At 59.9% G+C, this 13,511-nt stretch carries 10 protein-coding genes; 4 read left to right on the top strand and 6 right to left on the bottom strand.

What is annotated here, in order from left to right; translation table 11 throughout:
- Positions 1 to 190: 190 nt before the first annotated feature.
- Positions 191 to 1,498, bottom strand: a complete 1,308-nt coding sequence (locus FKG95_RS22155; protein WP_142898598.1) for an extracellular solute-binding protein — start codon at positions 1,496 to 1,498, stop codon at positions 191 to 193.
- Positions 1,499 to 1,894: 396 nt separating this feature from the next.
- On the opposite strand from FKG95_RS22155, the gene FKG95_RS22160 reads away from it, so the two are divergent.
- Positions 1,895 to 2,803, top strand: a complete 909-nt coding sequence (locus FKG95_RS22160) for a bifunctional transcriptional activator/DNA repair enzyme AdaA (protein ID WP_179954228.1) — start codon at positions 1,895 to 1,897, stop codon at positions 2,801 to 2,803.
- A gap of 95 nt (positions 2,804 to 2,898) precedes the next feature.
- Positions 2,899 to 3,603: a M48 family metallopeptidase gene (locus FKG95_RS22165; RefSeq protein WP_246116863.1), complete on the top strand. Its 705-nt coding sequence runs from the start codon at positions 2,899 to 2,901 to the stop codon at positions 3,601 to 3,603.
- Between the two features lie 85 nt (positions 3,604 to 3,688).
- Here the strand turns inward: FKG95_RS22165 and FKG95_RS22170 are convergent, their stop codons facing one another.
- Positions 3,689 to 4,300, bottom strand: a complete 612-nt coding sequence (locus FKG95_RS22170; protein WP_142898601.1) for a LysE family translocator — start codon at positions 4,298 to 4,300, stop codon at positions 3,689 to 3,691.
- 297 nt (positions 4,301 to 4,597) lie between these two features.
- Between FKG95_RS22170 and FKG95_RS22175 the strand changes: the two genes are divergently transcribed.
- A complete protein-coding gene (locus tag FKG95_RS22175) occupies positions 4,598 to 5,839 on the top strand; it encodes a multidrug effflux MFS transporter (RefSeq protein WP_142898602.1) in 1,242 nt (413 codons plus the stop codon).
- Positions 5,840 to 6,191: 352 nt separating this feature from the next.
- Here FKG95_RS22175 and FKG95_RS22180 read toward each other — a convergent pair whose 3' ends face one another.
- Entirely contained in the window at positions 6,192 to 8,285 is a 2,094-nt protein-coding gene (locus tag FKG95_RS22180) for a transglycosylase domain-containing protein (RefSeq protein ID WP_142898603.1), read from the bottom strand.
- Positions 8,286 to 8,852: 567 nt separating this feature from the next.
- Between FKG95_RS22180 and FKG95_RS22185 the strand changes: the two genes are divergently transcribed.
- The gene (locus FKG95_RS22185; protein ID WP_142898604.1) at positions 8,853 to 9,578 is read left to right on the top strand and encodes a hypothetical protein; all 726 of its coding nucleotides are present in this window, start codon (positions 8,853 to 8,855) and stop codon (positions 9,576 to 9,578) included.
- On the opposite strand, the gene FKG95_RS22190 is transcribed toward FKG95_RS22185, so the two are convergent.
- The 3 genes from FKG95_RS22190 to gyrB all read right to left on the bottom strand — a co-directional run bounded on the left by FKG95_RS22190 (position 9,520) and on the right by gyrB (position 13,501).
- Positions 9,520 to 10,425 carry a hypothetical protein gene (locus FKG95_RS22190; protein WP_142898605.1) on the bottom strand — a complete coding sequence of 302 codons (906 nt, stop codon included), beginning with the start codon at positions 10,423 to 10,425 and terminating at the stop codon, positions 9,520 to 9,522. The genes FKG95_RS22185 and FKG95_RS22190 overlap by 59 nt on opposite strands.
- Positions 10,426 to 10,490: 65 nt before the next feature.
- Positions 10,491 to 10,862: a helix-turn-helix domain-containing protein gene (locus FKG95_RS22195; protein ID WP_142898606.1), complete on the bottom strand. Its 372-nt coding sequence runs from the start codon at positions 10,860 to 10,862 to the stop codon at positions 10,491 to 10,493.
- A 182-nt stretch (positions 10,863 to 11,044) separates the two neighbouring features.
- Complete coding sequence (gene gyrB, locus FKG95_RS22200) at positions 11,045 to 13,501, bottom strand: DNA topoisomerase (ATP-hydrolyzing) subunit B (protein ID WP_142898607.1); 2,457 nt, start codon at positions 13,499 to 13,501, stop codon at positions 11,045 to 11,047.
- Positions 13,502 to 13,511: the final 10 nt, after the last annotated feature.

Consider the following 13,511-nt stretch of genomic DNA (forward strand, 5'->3'; position numbering starts at 1 on the left):
TTCGGCATCGCCCGCGTGACGCTTCCTGCTCGGAAAACCGCAGAAGCGACCTTTCCGGCGCCTTTGCAAGTCCCGCGGATGTCGTTGCGAAGGCTTTGTGATGCTCCACATCACCATGGCCTTCGCGCCTAACCGCGTAACAGGCAAAGGCGTCATAAATGACACGAATTTCAGTTCCACCACACTGATATCAGTTATAGGTGTCGTGGAAACGCTCAAGCAGAGCGTTGCTCTCCTTCTCCATGTCGGCGAAGGCGTCCGGAACGGAGCTCTTGCCGGTCAGGATGTTTTCGTAAGCCTTGTACATGGCTTCGCGGATCTGGACGTAATAGCCCAGACGATAGCCTTTGGTCCATTCACCGCCGGGCTGGCTGAGCTGCAGGATGCCGATCTCGGCATCAGGCGTATCTTTATAGTAGCCCTCGGTCTTCGCCAGGTCGTAGGCAGCAGTGGTGATCGGAACGTAACCGGTCTCTTTGTGCCAGGAGAACTGCGCCTTCGCGCTGGTCAGGTACTCGAAGAAATTCGCAACGCCCTTGTACTCTTCTTCGTCATGACCGGCGAAGGTAAAGAGGGCGGCGCCGCCGATGAAGGTGCCCTTAGGCTCATCGATGATGCTCTTCCAGTACGGCAGGTAGGTCGTGCCGAACTCAAAGTCCGCACTCTTCTTCAAGCCGCCAAAGGAGCCGGAAGACCCGAGCCACATGGCAACCTTGCCCTGAACGAAGGCGTCCTGATTGTCGCCCCAGGCTTTGCCGTAATAACCGTACCAACCCTTGTCGAGCCACTCCTTGACCTTGGTCCAGTGCATGATCATGTGCTCGTTGTTGTACATGATCTTGGCGTCGGTGCTGTCATAGCCGTTGTTTGCGGAGGCCAGCTGGATGTTGTGCCGGCTGTGGAAATTCTCCGAGAAGATCCAGGGGCTGTGGCTCTGTGCAAGGGCCTGATACCCGGCTTCCTTGAGCTTCGGTGCAATCGCTTCGAAGTCTTCCCAGGTTTTGGGCGCTTCGACACCGGCTTTTTCGAGCGCGGCTTTGTTGTAATAGAGCAAAGGCGTGGAGCTGTTGAAGGGCAGGCCGATCATCTTGTCGTCGGAATCGGCATAGAAGTAACGCACGCCGGAAATGTAGTCCTGGCTGTTGAAGCCAACGCCGTGTTCCTTCAGAAGATCGGCGACCGGATAGACCGCGCCCTTGGCGTTGATGATCGTCGCGGCACCGGCGTCGAAGACCTGGATGATGTGCGGGGCGTTCTTGGCACGGAACGCGGCAATGCCGGCCGTCATCGTGTCTTCGTAGCCGCCTTTGTAGGTGGCGACCAGTTTGTACTCGGACTGGCTGGCGTTGTAATCGTCGGCGATCTCGGCCACGACTTCACCCAGTCGGCCACCCATCGCGTGCCACCACTGGATCTCGGTTGCAGCGAAGCTGGCGCTGGCAGATCCGCCGACCACGGCCGCGGCTGCAAGCGCGATGATATGCTGTTTCAGTTTCATTTGGTGTCTCCCTATAGAATGCGCCGTGACTGCCGCCGCCTGGCGGTGTTCCGGATCGCGCGACCCTATCGGCGGGTCATGTTGCTTTTGTTACAAGCTTGTTAACGTTTTCATTTCCGAATGTTAACCCTTCCGACCCGAAAATATTACCGTTTTTTTTGCAGATCGGCGAATTAGGCCATAGTACAGGCCCTTCGAGACCTGCTGGGCAGCTGCGGCGAAAGTCGCGGACTTACCCTGCCGATGAGCCTATGCTTGAGGAATCACGATACGCGCGACCGCCCCGGGCCGGCTTTGTGCCTGCTTTGTCCTTGCTTTGTCCTTGCGCAAGCTTCGGATAGAAGGGCAGGGCCAAGGGCAATAGGATCATGGCCCTATCAGATCACAGGAGCCCGAATGGCGACATCCCCCAGCAATGCCCAGGTCGCGCTGGTCCGCGACGCTTGCGCCTACATAGAAGCCCGCGTGGACGAACGGATTACCCTGGACGATCTGGCGCGCGAGGTCCGTTTAAGCCCCTGGCATTTCCAGCGCCTCTTCAAGAAAATCATGGGTCTCAGCCCGCGCGAGTACGCGGCGGCCCACCGCAGCAAGCGGTTCCGGGAAGAATTGAAGAACGGTGAGTCCGTCGCCGGCGCAACCTACGGCGCGGGGTATGGGTCCTCCAGCCGTGTTTATGAATCCGCCCAGCGTCAGCTCGGCATGACCCCGGCCTCCTATGCCAAAGGGGGTGCCGGAGCCCGGATCGCCTACAGCATCATCACCACGATGCACGGGAAGCTCCTGGTCGCGGCCACGGAAAAAGGGGTCTGCTTCGTCTGCCTGGGCGAGGCCGGACCGTTTGAAGACGGCTCCAGTGAGAGTGACGATGCGCTGGAGGAACAGCTAAGACAGGAGTTCCCCAGGGCCGACGAAATCTTCCGGGACGATGCCAGGATCGGCCCGGCGGTTGAGAGCGTCGCCAGCTATCTCGGCGGCGAACGGCCCCGGATCGACCAGCCGATGGACCTGCCGCTCGACGTGCAGGCAACCGCGTTCCAGCGCCGGGTCTGGCAGGAACTTCTGGCGATTCCGCTGGGCGAAACCCGCAGCTATTCGGAAGTCGCAGAGGCCATGGGCCTGAGCAAAAGCCAGCGCGCCGTCGCCAATGCCTGTGCCCGGAACCCGGTCGCCCTGCTGGTGCCCTGTCACCGGGTGATCCGGGAGGACGGCACACTGGGCGGATACCGTTGGGGCGCTGACCGCAAGACCGCCCTTCTGGCGCAGGAAGCGGCCATGACGGAGCTCCTGCCCGCCCGCTCGTGAGGCCCCCCACGGTTTAACTGCGCGGCTCAACTGCGCGCCGTAAAGAGAGTCTGGCTCTTGCCCTGCGCACGGCCAAACGATATACCAAATAGGTGATGCAGAAGGTCATCGACCCCCAGATGTTGCGGTTTGACGAGCAGCAGATCCCACTTGAGATCCGCCGCCATGCCCGCGCGCGCCGTATCACCCTGCGTCTGACCCCGGATGGCCTCGGGGTCAGGCTGGTCCTGCCGGAACGGGTGCCCCTCAAGGAAGGCCTCGCCTTCGCGGAGCGCAACCGGGGCTGGATCCTCAAGCGCCTTTCCGATCAGCCGGGCCGGGTCGTCTTTTGCGATGGCGCGGTCATCCCGATCCTGGGGCAAACCCGGACCATCCGTCACGCGCCCGAGGCCCGCCGGGGCGTCTGGCAGGAAGATGACGTGATCTGGGTTTCCGGCTTTGCCGAGCACCTCTCGCGGCGCGTGACCGACCACCTCAAGAGCGAGGCCCGCCGGGAGATCACCACCCGGGCCCGGGCCAAAGCCAAGAGCCGGGATCTGCGCATCGCGCGCATCTCGATCCGCGATACCACCAGCCGCTGGGGCAGCTGCAGTTCCAGCGGCAATCTGAACTTTTCCTGGCGCCTGATTTTCGCTCCGGAACTGGTGCTGGACTACGTGGTCGCCCATGAAGTCGCGCATCTGCGCGAAATGAACCACGGGCCGGCCTTCTGGCATCTGACCCGGCAGATGACGGAAAATGTCGGTCAGGCGAAGACCTGGCTCACCAACAACGGGAATTCCCTGCTTCGCTACGGCTGAGTCAGGTCGCAGCGCTCTGTCTCTTTGTTACGGAGCGAATGAAAACGTTTTCATATTCTTCTGCGAAGCGCATCGAAAACGGCCCCTAAGCCGGGCGCCGCGTCAGCAGGAGCAGACCGCCGAAGAGCATCATGCCGAGGCCGGAGGCGCGCTGAAACCAATGCAGCTTTGACGCCGCGGCACGGGCCGCCAGGGCGCCCAAAGCCGCGTAGAGAGAAATCGCAATCGCCTCGAGAAGGAGAAAAACGGCCCCCAGAAAGGCATAGCTCTCGAAATATGAATCGACCTGGACGAACTGCGGAAAAAACGCCGCGAAGATCAGGATCGCCTTGGGATTGCCTACGGCGACAAGCCCCTCCCGCCTGAAAGCGCCACGCAAGCTCATCGCCGCCTGTGACAAATCACCCGGCTTCATTTTATAGGAGGACTTCCAGAGCTTCCATCCGAGCCAAATCAGATATGCGGCGCCGAGAACCTTCACCAGCGTGAAAACGAGAGACGACGCGGAGAGCACGACACCCAGTCCAAGAGCGCTCAAGGCAATCATCGGAATGAAGACCAGCAGCCGTCCGATCCCCGCCCAAACGGCAAATGCGATGCCCCTCTGCGCGGCATGCGTGAGGGCCAGCAGGTTGTTCGGGCCGAAGGCCAGGTTCAGTGCAAAACAGGCAGGTACGAAAATGAGTAAGTCGAGCATCGCTGCGATATCCCCGGAATGAGAGGAGCAGAGTCCGGGCTAAGAGATGTAAAGTCAATCTCCGCGCGGCTGCACAAGGCGGACAACCGGCCCCAGACGGCAAACAGCCCCAGACGGCCACCGGAAAAACAGCGCACCCGTCGCAGCCTGCAGCTGGCCCGGCCGGGCCCTGCTTCGCCCGCAAGCGTTGCAATCCGAACTTTCTTTCTCGCGGAGCTTTCGCTCGCGCTCACGAACGATTATAACCGCTGGTACAAATATGTCGTAAAGAACCACTCTTTCCGAGATTCGAGGTTTATGTCTAGCGCTTCGCAGCATCAACGTGCGGAACAGCTCTCCGTTATTGCTTTTCTCACGATGGTCGTGGCCCTGGGGCCGATCTCGACAGACCTTTATCTACCGTCTCTTCCCTCGATCGGACTGGACCTCGGCACGGATACTGCCGGCGTTCAGCTGACGCTCTCCGTCTTCCTGATCGGCTTCGCGGTCAGTCAGCTCATCTATGGCCCGCTCTCGGACCGCTACGGCCGGCGGCCGGTGCTGCTGGCCGCCCTGATAATCTATCTTGCCGCCACCCTTGCCTGCGGACTGGCGACTTCGATCGAATGGCTGGTCGGCGCGCGCTTCGTTCAGGCGCTGGGGGCCTGCGCCGGCCCCGTGGTCGGCCGTGCCGTCGTGCGCGATGTCTTCGGGCGGGACCGCTCGGCGCGCGTGCTTTCCTACATGGCTTTGGCCATGGCTCTGGCGCCGGCGATCGGACCGATCATCGGCGGCTACCTGGAAACCGGCTTCGGCTGGCGGATGAACTTCGCGGCCCTGGGTGTTTTCGGGATCATTTCCCTCGTCGGCATATGGGCCTTGCTGCCGGAGACCAACAGCACCCCGAATATGAGCGCGACCCAACCGGGCAAGCTGCTCTCCAACTACCTGCTGTTGGCCCGTAATCCTCTCTACATGGGCTACGTGTTCCTGAGCACCTTCTCTTATGCGGGAATCTTCTCCTTTATCTCAGGATCGGCCTTCGTCCTGATCAACATCATAGGGCTCTCGCCGAGCGACTACGGCCTCTGTTTCGCCGCCGTGGTGGTCGGCTATATGATCGGAACCTTCGCCTCGGGACGCTTCACGCGTTATCTTGGCATCAACCGCATGATCTTTTTCGGCACGCTTTTCTTGTGCGCCGGCGGCTTCTCCGGTCTCGCTCTGTCGCTTTACGGAGAGCTCTCGATCGCCTCGATCGTATTGCCGACCACTCTTTTCCTGATCGGCACCGGCTTGACCATGCCGAACGCGATGGCTGGCGCGATCGGGCCCTTTCCGCAAATGGCAGGGACCGCGTCGGCCTTCATGGGCTTTACCCAGATGACGGTCGCTGCAGCCGTCGGCATTGCCGTGGGCCATAACAGCAGCGATGGCAGTCTGGGCATGATGGCGGCGCTCGCACTGGTCTCCGTTGCCGCCTTTCTGAGCTTTACGCTTATGGTGCACCCCAGGACCAAGAGAGCCGAAGCGCGGCAAGCAGCGCTGAGCGAGTCCTAGATCAAGGTTCGATGGAATTGCCGAAGGCGTTCTATCGTGCTTGTGACTCTGATCTAGGTTGGGAACTCATATTCTTTGACGGTCTTGACGATAAAATTATGTTTTCTGGCAAGGAGTTAAGAGTGGAGCGATGCTGAAGCATCGTGCTTAGCCAGAATTGGACCGATGACACGACGCTGTCCAGAACTCATAACCTTATCGCCTGGGGACCACGTCCCAGGCGGGTCGTATTTTGCCGGGTTTTAGGCAGGCGAGGGCTCGAAAGCGGGCCTGAAGGCCCGGTAAGAGGCGTCAACGCACCTAAAACCCGGCAAAATACGATCAAGACCATCAAAGAATATGAGTTCCCAACCTAGCGATCTTCGTCGTTCCTGAAGGGATCCCAATTGCGCTGGGGCTCTTGGGATTCGCCTGACCCCGAAACTCCAAGGTTCTTCAAGATCCGGCCGATAAACCCGCCGCTTTCTTCAGCGTCGGACGTTTCGGCCTCCAGAGTTCCAGGCCTTTCCACGGCTGCAATCGCGTCACCGGGGGCCGTGGCCGGACCCACCCCGGGGACACCCTGGGGCGTCACGCCCTCAAGCGCACTCGTCATCACCCGCTGCCAGAGCTGCGCGGGCAAGCTGCTGCCGGTCACCTTTTTCATAGGTGCACCGCTGTCGTTGCCGAACCAGACACCGGCAACCAGTTCGCCGGTGTAGCCAACAAACCAGGCGTCCCGGAAATCCTGGCTGGTCCCGGTCTTACCCGCCGCGCGGCGGTCCAGCTGCGCCGCTTTGCCCGTGCCCCAGGACACCACCGAAGACAGCATGTCGTTCATCATCAGCAGGCGTTCCCGGGCAACGACACGGCCCGTACCGGTGCCGTCCCGGCGAAACAGAAGCTTGCCGCCCCGACCGCGCACTTCCTCGATCCCGTAAGGCCAGACGCCGCGGCCGCCGTTGGCGAAGGCGGCGTAAGCACCGGTCAAATCCAGCAGGGTCACTTCGGAGGTCCCCAACGCGATGCTGGCCGAGGTATCGAGCTTTGAGGAGATCCCCAGGCGCCGGGCGACTTCGGCGACGTTCTCCCGCCCACTGCGCTCCGAGACCTGGACGGCGACGGAATTCATGGAACGGGCCATCGCCTCGCGCAGGGTCACATCGCCATAGTAACGGCCGCCGTAATTTCGCGGTGCCCAGCCCTTAATGCGCAAGGGCGCATCCGTCATGCGGGTGTCGGGCGTCATTCCCTGTTCCAAACCGGCCAGAAAGACGAAGGGTTTGAAAGCCGATCCCGGCTGCCGCAGCGCCTGGGTCGCGCGGTTAAACTGACTCGACCGGTAATCCCGGCCACCGACCATCGCGCGTATGGCGCCGTTCGGCGACAACACGATCACCGCGCCCTGTTCGACCGCGCTGGCCGCGCCCTGCTTCTCCAGCAACGCCGTCAGCTCCTGCTCGGCGACCTTCTGCGTATGGGCGTTCAGCGTCGTGATGATGGTCAGATCATCATCCACGGCACCGACATAGCCTTCGATCTGGCGCATGATCCAGTCGGCAAAGTAGCGCGCCTGCCGCCCGGCCCGCGGCCGTCCGCGGGCTTTGGTCTGCAAAGACTGCCTGGCCTGTGCTTCGGAGATATAGCCGGCATCGACCATGGCGCCGATCACCAGCGCCGTGCGGCTGTCGGCGCGCGCCTGGTCCCGCGCGGGATTATAGCGCGAGGGTGCCTTGAGAAGACCGGCGAGCAGGGCGGCTTCGTAGAGCGTCACATCCCGGGCCGGCTTGCCGAAGTATTGCCGCGCCGCCGCGTCGAATCCGAAGCTGCCCGTGCCGAGGAAGACCCGGTTCATGTAAAGCGACAGGATCTGGTCCTTGGTGAAACGCTGTTCCAGGCGAATCGCCAGCAGGGCCTCCTGGATCTTCCGCTTCAGAGTCCGGTCGGGAGAGAGAAACAGGTTCTTCGCCAGCTGTTGTGTGATGGTCGATCCGCCCTGGACGAAACGGCCTGCGCTGACATTCCGGACCATGGCCCGGGCGATCCCGAGCAGATCGATCCCGAAGTGACTGTAAAAGCGCCGGTCTTCGATGGCGAGAATGGCTTGCGGCAAATGCGGCGGCAATTGATCGACGGTAATCGGTTCGCCGTAAAAATCGCCGTAGGACGCCAACTGCACGCCGTCCGCCGAAACCAGCCGGATCGAGGGGCGCCGGGTCATTTCCTCGATAGAGTCGACATCGGGCAGGTCATAAGCGTACCAGCCGACGACGCCTGCCAGGATAACACCGGCCCAGATCGTCAGAACGAGACTCCAGGACGCCAGACGCAAGCCCCAGTGCCGCGCAGTCTTGCGGCTTGCGGTCTTACGGCTGCGTCCGCGCGAGGGCTTCTTTCCGCCTGCCGTGGCTTTCTTGCCTGACGATTTAGAGCGCTGAGATTTGCTATTGGTCTTGGGTTTTGTCACAGTTTTTCCGCTACCTCACACGATGCCGCCGGTTTTACAGCATTGCGGCCGATGTCACTAGAGTCTGATCTGCCTCGTTACAAATAGCTGGAGAACGACCCACATTCCTGATCAGTGGTGTCAAGAAGGATCGCGCTCCATCCGCAGTTCGGAAGACGGCTCACACTCATAGCGCTGCTCGATAAAATCGTGCTCGCTCAGGGGTTTAGTCGCTTCAATTTGAGACAAATGAACCCATCAAAGTCTTAACCAATTGTTAAGCGGATAATCCACATCCTTGATTGATTCAATCAAGAACCACCGCGCGCCGAGGTCCTCAAAACCCCGCACCAGGGTTCTACCGGCCACCTTTCAAGCCGGAAACTATGGCCCTTTTATGGCCATGACCCGTTCAGAGCATTTGTATGCACTCAAAAGGACGATCGTACGGGTCGCCAATGAATACACAACCCTCAAGTACATACGCAGGCAATGGAGGCAAATCCGCCAGGTTAGGCGACCAATCAAATGAAGAGAAGACTTAGTGACCAGGGAAACAACGACCGAACGCTACAAAGGAAAAGAGTTATGACTCAGCAAGCTGACTATCTACAGGTCTCCCGTTACATCGCGGATATCGATTCCTTCGCCCAGTCCAAGGGGATAAGTCTGTCGATACGAACCGACTTCAACCAACTCTGGGACCTCTGCAAACGGCTGCCCGGAAAACCTGTACCTGCCGTTTTGTTTGACCCCAATCGCGTCGATATAAACACCGAAAATGCGCTTTGGATCGAGGGTGTCAACGGGCGTGGGGAAGTCGTTCATGTTCAGGCGGTGCGCTGCGACGATCTCAGCGGAACAACCCTTGCAGACGAAATCGACTCCCTTTCCAAGCACTTTGCAACGCCAGAAGCCTTGGAAAGCAATACCCAAACCAAGTTCTGCCACGCACCTTCAGCCAGCAAGATAACCGGCAAGGTTTGCTATCACGGCGAAATCTGGCTACGCGGAGGATCCAGCAATTACCGCGGCCAGGGCCTCTCTTCCGTGTTACCGCGTCTGGTCCTGGGTCTCGCCCTCGCGAAATGGGCCCCGGACTACATATGGGGCCTGGGTCATTCCTGGCTGATCGAGCGCGGTATCCCGCAAAAATACGGATACCGTCACGTCGAGGCGAAAGGCGCTTACATGGAACAGAGCAAGTTCAGTCGACCGGTCGATTCCTGGATCATGTGGATGACCCAGTCAGACCTTATTGACCTGACGCATATTCAGCCTGATCAGCATTTGGCCGCAGGAATGGGATACTGACGTCCTGAGTGATATCCGAGAGACAGACAACGACCGGAGTGCCGTCAGACAAGGTGCTGGGAAACAGCAGTCGCTGGTAAGGCGCCCAAATGGGTTCACTGCCCTCTCTTCGGAATAGAGCTCTTACGTGGTGCAGCCGGGGTTCTCCTGAGTGAAGAACCCCGGTGTAGGCTGCAGACACGGTCTTCCCGTAGCGGTCTGATGGCCGGCCGGCAAAACGCGATTGAAAGAGAACGTCGTCCAATTGCTGGGCGTTCGACGCCCGAGCAAACGCCGAGTCCATCCCGACGTGGAGACGCAAAAAGACATCTTCCATATCGCTCGCTGTGTACATCAGGGACTTTCGATAGAGCGACACGAACGTCGTATCGTCTTTGGACTCGAAAAAGCACTTTGACCTTGTCAGGTACTCGTAGCCTCGTTTGATGAGATCGCTGCTGCGATCAATCGAGTCCATACCCTGTTCTTTGATGAAGATCGTGTCGATCAATTCGACCGATCGATAGAGATCTGCTTCTCTAATGCGCTTTATGGCGGCACCGGGAGCGTAAAACGTCTCCGTAATCCAGCCGCCATAGAAGAAATCGAGCACGATCCGCCGGGGCTGCTTGTCGATCTCCAGGAAGTCGATCATGGATTCGATCGCTTCCGGCGAAGCGTACCAGACATCCCAGCGGAAGGTGACCGTTGTCGGTGTCAGAAGGGCCTTGACCAGGCCGAGCTGACGATACGCGGTTTGCTGTTCGCGTATGTCAGACCCAATGGGGATGGCAGACTCTGCCATGGCGCCGGGCAACTCGGCTGCCCGCCACTTCCCCATATCGTCTATCCACCAGTCTCCGTACATAACGCTATCCCAGGCTCACTCGCCATGGGTTCTTATGGCGAAACAAATAAGAGCGATGAACCGCGTCACACTTTTCCGCTGGTTGCCTTCAGCAGCCTCAGGAATGAAGACTTAACGTTGGTGTCCTCAATTGCACCGAACGCACGGGCCACCTCGACCATGCTGTGCGTTACCCTGGTATCTGCCAATTCGGAAGCCGAGGTCGCTGTCTTGCCCCGATCCGCCAACCCCTCGAAAAAGTACGCGATGGGAACGCCCAGCGCTACGCTGAGATCCCAGAGCCGACCGCTACCTATCCGGTTCAAACCCTTTTCATACTTCTGAATCTGTTGAAAGCTCACCCCAACCATGGAACCGAGGTCATCCTGACTCAAGCCTTTCGAAACACGGGCCTGCAAGAGTCGTCTGCCAATATGTGCATCCTTTTCACTTGCCATCGTTTTTCGCCGTTCCCTTTGCTTTCGTATTTTCAGTTTTGGCAACACCGAAAAGCCACGGCGCGCCTCGTTGAGTTACGATAAGTTGAACCTTATGGTAAAAACAACCTGTTTGTGATCATTCAATCCCGTCAGGTTGTGCTGAAACCACCTCTTTCACTCTATATCAACCCAAAAGTGCGTCACACGTCAAGGTTTGCAACCTCAAGCGCGTGGGACTGAATGAAATCACGGCGCGGTTCGACCACATCCCCCATCAGGGTGGAGAAAATATCCGAGGCGTCGTCACTGTGGGCGATCTTGACCTGCAACAGGGCCCGCACGTTGGGATCGAGTGTGGTTTCCCAGAGCTGCTCCGGATTCATTTCGCCCAGGCCCTTGTAGCGCGAGAACTTCACACCCTTGCGCCCGATCTCGAAAATTGCATTGCCCAGGCTGAGCGGACCGGCAATGGGATAGTCCCGATCCTTGGCCTTCAACACGCCGGCCATGTCATAGACCTCATGGAGCTCCGCTGCCATGTCGTCCAGATGCCGGGCTTCGACCGAGCGCAGAGCCGGCGCATCGATCACACGGCGTTCCGTCAAACCGCGCAGCAGCCGGGTGAACATCAGCCCCCCGGGCTCGGCGGCCGCTCCCTGCCAGCCCCGCTCCAGATCAAGTGCAAGGGCATCGAGGCGCGCGGCCACTCTCTGCGCCGCGGCCGCGGCGGCCTCGCCGTCTTCGGCCAGTGAAAGCCCCAATGCGCCGGCGATGGCAGCCTGTTCGACGATCAGGCTGTTGCCGACCTTGCGGATCAGAGGCTCCATCAGGTTTTTGGCCTGCACCGCGCGCTTGACGATCGCTTCCAGATCCGCGCCCGCGATCTGTGTGCCGTTGCCCGCGACGAAGGTGCAGCCCCTTGAGCCGCTCTCGATCAGATGGTCCTGTAACTCGGGATCGCCTTTGAGATAGCGCAGGGAGTCGCCTTTTTTCGCGGCATAGAGCGGCGGCTGCGCGATATAGAGATGCCCGCGCTCGATAATCTCGCTCATCTGCCGGTAAAAGAAGGTCAGCAGCAGGGTCCGGATGTGGCTGCCGTCGACGTCGGCGTCCGTCATGATGATGATCTTGTGGTAGCGCAGCTTGTCGATGTCGAACTCATCGCGGCCGATGCCCGTGCCCAGCGCGGTGATCAGCGTGCCGATCTCCTGGGAACCCAGCATCTTATCGAAACGCGCGCGCTCGACATTGAGGATCTTTCCGCGCAGCGGCAGGATCGCCTGGAATTTCCGGTCACGGCCCTGTTTGGCGGAACCACCGGCAGAGTCACCCTCGACAATGAAGATTTCGGAGAGCGCCGGGTCGCGCTCCTGACAGTCGGCCAGTTTGCCGGGCAGGGACGCAATATCCAGGGCGCCTTTGCGCCGGGTCAGCTCGCGGGCCTTGCGGGCCGCTTCACGGGCGGCGGCGGCCTCGACCACCTTGGTCACGATCCGCTTGGCTTCCTGGGGATGCTCCTCGAAATACTGGCTCAGGCGGTCATTCACCGCGCTTTCGACAATCGGGCGGACTTCGGAAGACACCAGCTTGTCTTTGGTCTGGCTAGAGAACTTGGGGTCAGGAACCTTGACCGAAAGCACGCAGGTCAGGCCCTCGCGGGAGTCGTCGCCGGTCAGGCTGACCTTCTCCTTCTTCGCAATGCCGGAAGAGGTCGCATAGGCATTGATCTGCCGGGTCAGGCCGGCCCGGAAACCCGCCAGATGCGTTCCGCCGTCGCGCTGCGGAATGTTGTTGGTAAAGCAGAGGACGTTCTCGTGATAGCTGTCCGTCCACTGCAGGGCGACCTCGACCGTGATCCCGTCTTTTTCGGAGGACATGACCACGGGAGGCTCGAACAGGGGAGTCTTGGTGCGGTCGAGATAGCTCACGAAGGCCTCGAGCCCGCCCTCGTAATGCAGGTCGTGCTCGATCGGTTCCGCATGGCGGTTGTCGGTCAGCTTCAGCCGAACACCTGAATTGAGGAATGCCAGTTCGCGCAGACGGTGCTCGAGCGTCGGCAGGTCGAACTCGGTCATGGTGAAGGTTTCACTCGAGGGGAAGAAGGTGATCTGCGTGCCGTTGCGCTCGATGTTTTCCTCGGTCACCTCCAACGGTGCCACGGCATCACCGTGCTCAAAGCGCATCTTGTGCTCCTTGCCGCCGCGCCACACCGTCAGCTCAAGCCACTCGGAAAGAGCGTTCACCACGGACACGCCCACACCGTGCAGACCGCCGGAGACCTTGTAGGAGTTCTGATCGAACTTTCCGCCCGCATGAAGCTGGGTCATGATGACCTCGGCCGCCGAGACACCCTCTTCGGGGTGAATATCCACCGGAATGCCACGGCCGTTGTCCTGCACCGAAACCGAGCCATCGCCGTTGAGAATCACACTGACGGTATCGCAGTGCCCGGCCAGGGCTTCATCGATGGAGTTGTCGACCACCTCGTAGACCATATGATGCAGGCCCGAGCCGTCGTCGGTATCGCCGATATACATTCCGGGGCGTTTCCGGACGGCTTCCAGGCCGCGGAGCACCTTGATGGAATCCGCACCATACTCGGGTTCCCCGCCAGTGATTTCCCCGCCAGTGATTTCGTTGTCACCGCTTTGCGTCATATCTCTCAAC

It is taken from the genome of Denitrobaculum tricleocarpae (assembly GCF_007004665.1).
Taxonomy (GTDB): Bacteria; Pseudomonadota; Alphaproteobacteria; order Kiloniellales; family Kiloniellaceae; genus Denitrobaculum; species Denitrobaculum tricleocarpae.

Excerpts from the sequence above, each read along its gene's own strand:
- FKG95_RS22175 (WP_142898602.1), top strand. The coding sequence starts at position 4,598 with ATGTCTAGCGCTTCGCAGCATCAACGTGCGGAACAGCTCTCCGTTATT.
- FKG95_RS22155 (WP_142898598.1), bottom strand. The coding sequence starts at position 1,498 with ATGAAACTGAAACAGCATATCATCGCGCTTGCAGCCGCGGCCGTGGTC.
- FKG95_RS22190 (WP_142898605.1), bottom strand. The coding sequence starts at position 10,425 with ATGTACGGAGACTGGTGGATAGACGATATGGGGAAGTGGCGGGCAGCC.
- FKG95_RS22160 (WP_179954228.1), top strand. The coding sequence starts at position 1,895 with ATGGCGACATCCCCCAGCAATGCCCAGGTCGCGCTGGTCCGCGACGCT.
- FKG95_RS22185 (WP_142898604.1), top strand. The coding sequence starts at position 8,853 with ATGACTCAGCAAGCTGACTATCTACAGGTCTCCCGTTACATCGCGGAT.
- FKG95_RS22170 (WP_142898601.1), bottom strand. The coding sequence starts at position 4,300 with ATGCTCGACTTACTCATTTTCGTACCTGCCTGTTTTGCACTGAACCTG.
- gyrB (WP_142898607.1), bottom strand. The coding sequence starts at position 13,501 with ATGACGCAAAGCGGTGACAACGAAATCACTGGCGGGGAAATCACTGGC.
- FKG95_RS22165 (WP_246116863.1), top strand. The coding sequence starts at position 2,899 with ATGCAGAAGGTCATCGACCCCCAGATGTTGCGGTTTGACGAGCAGCAG.
- FKG95_RS22195 (WP_142898606.1), bottom strand. The coding sequence starts at position 10,862 with ATGGCAAGTGAAAAGGATGCACATATTGGCAGACGACTCTTGCAGGCC.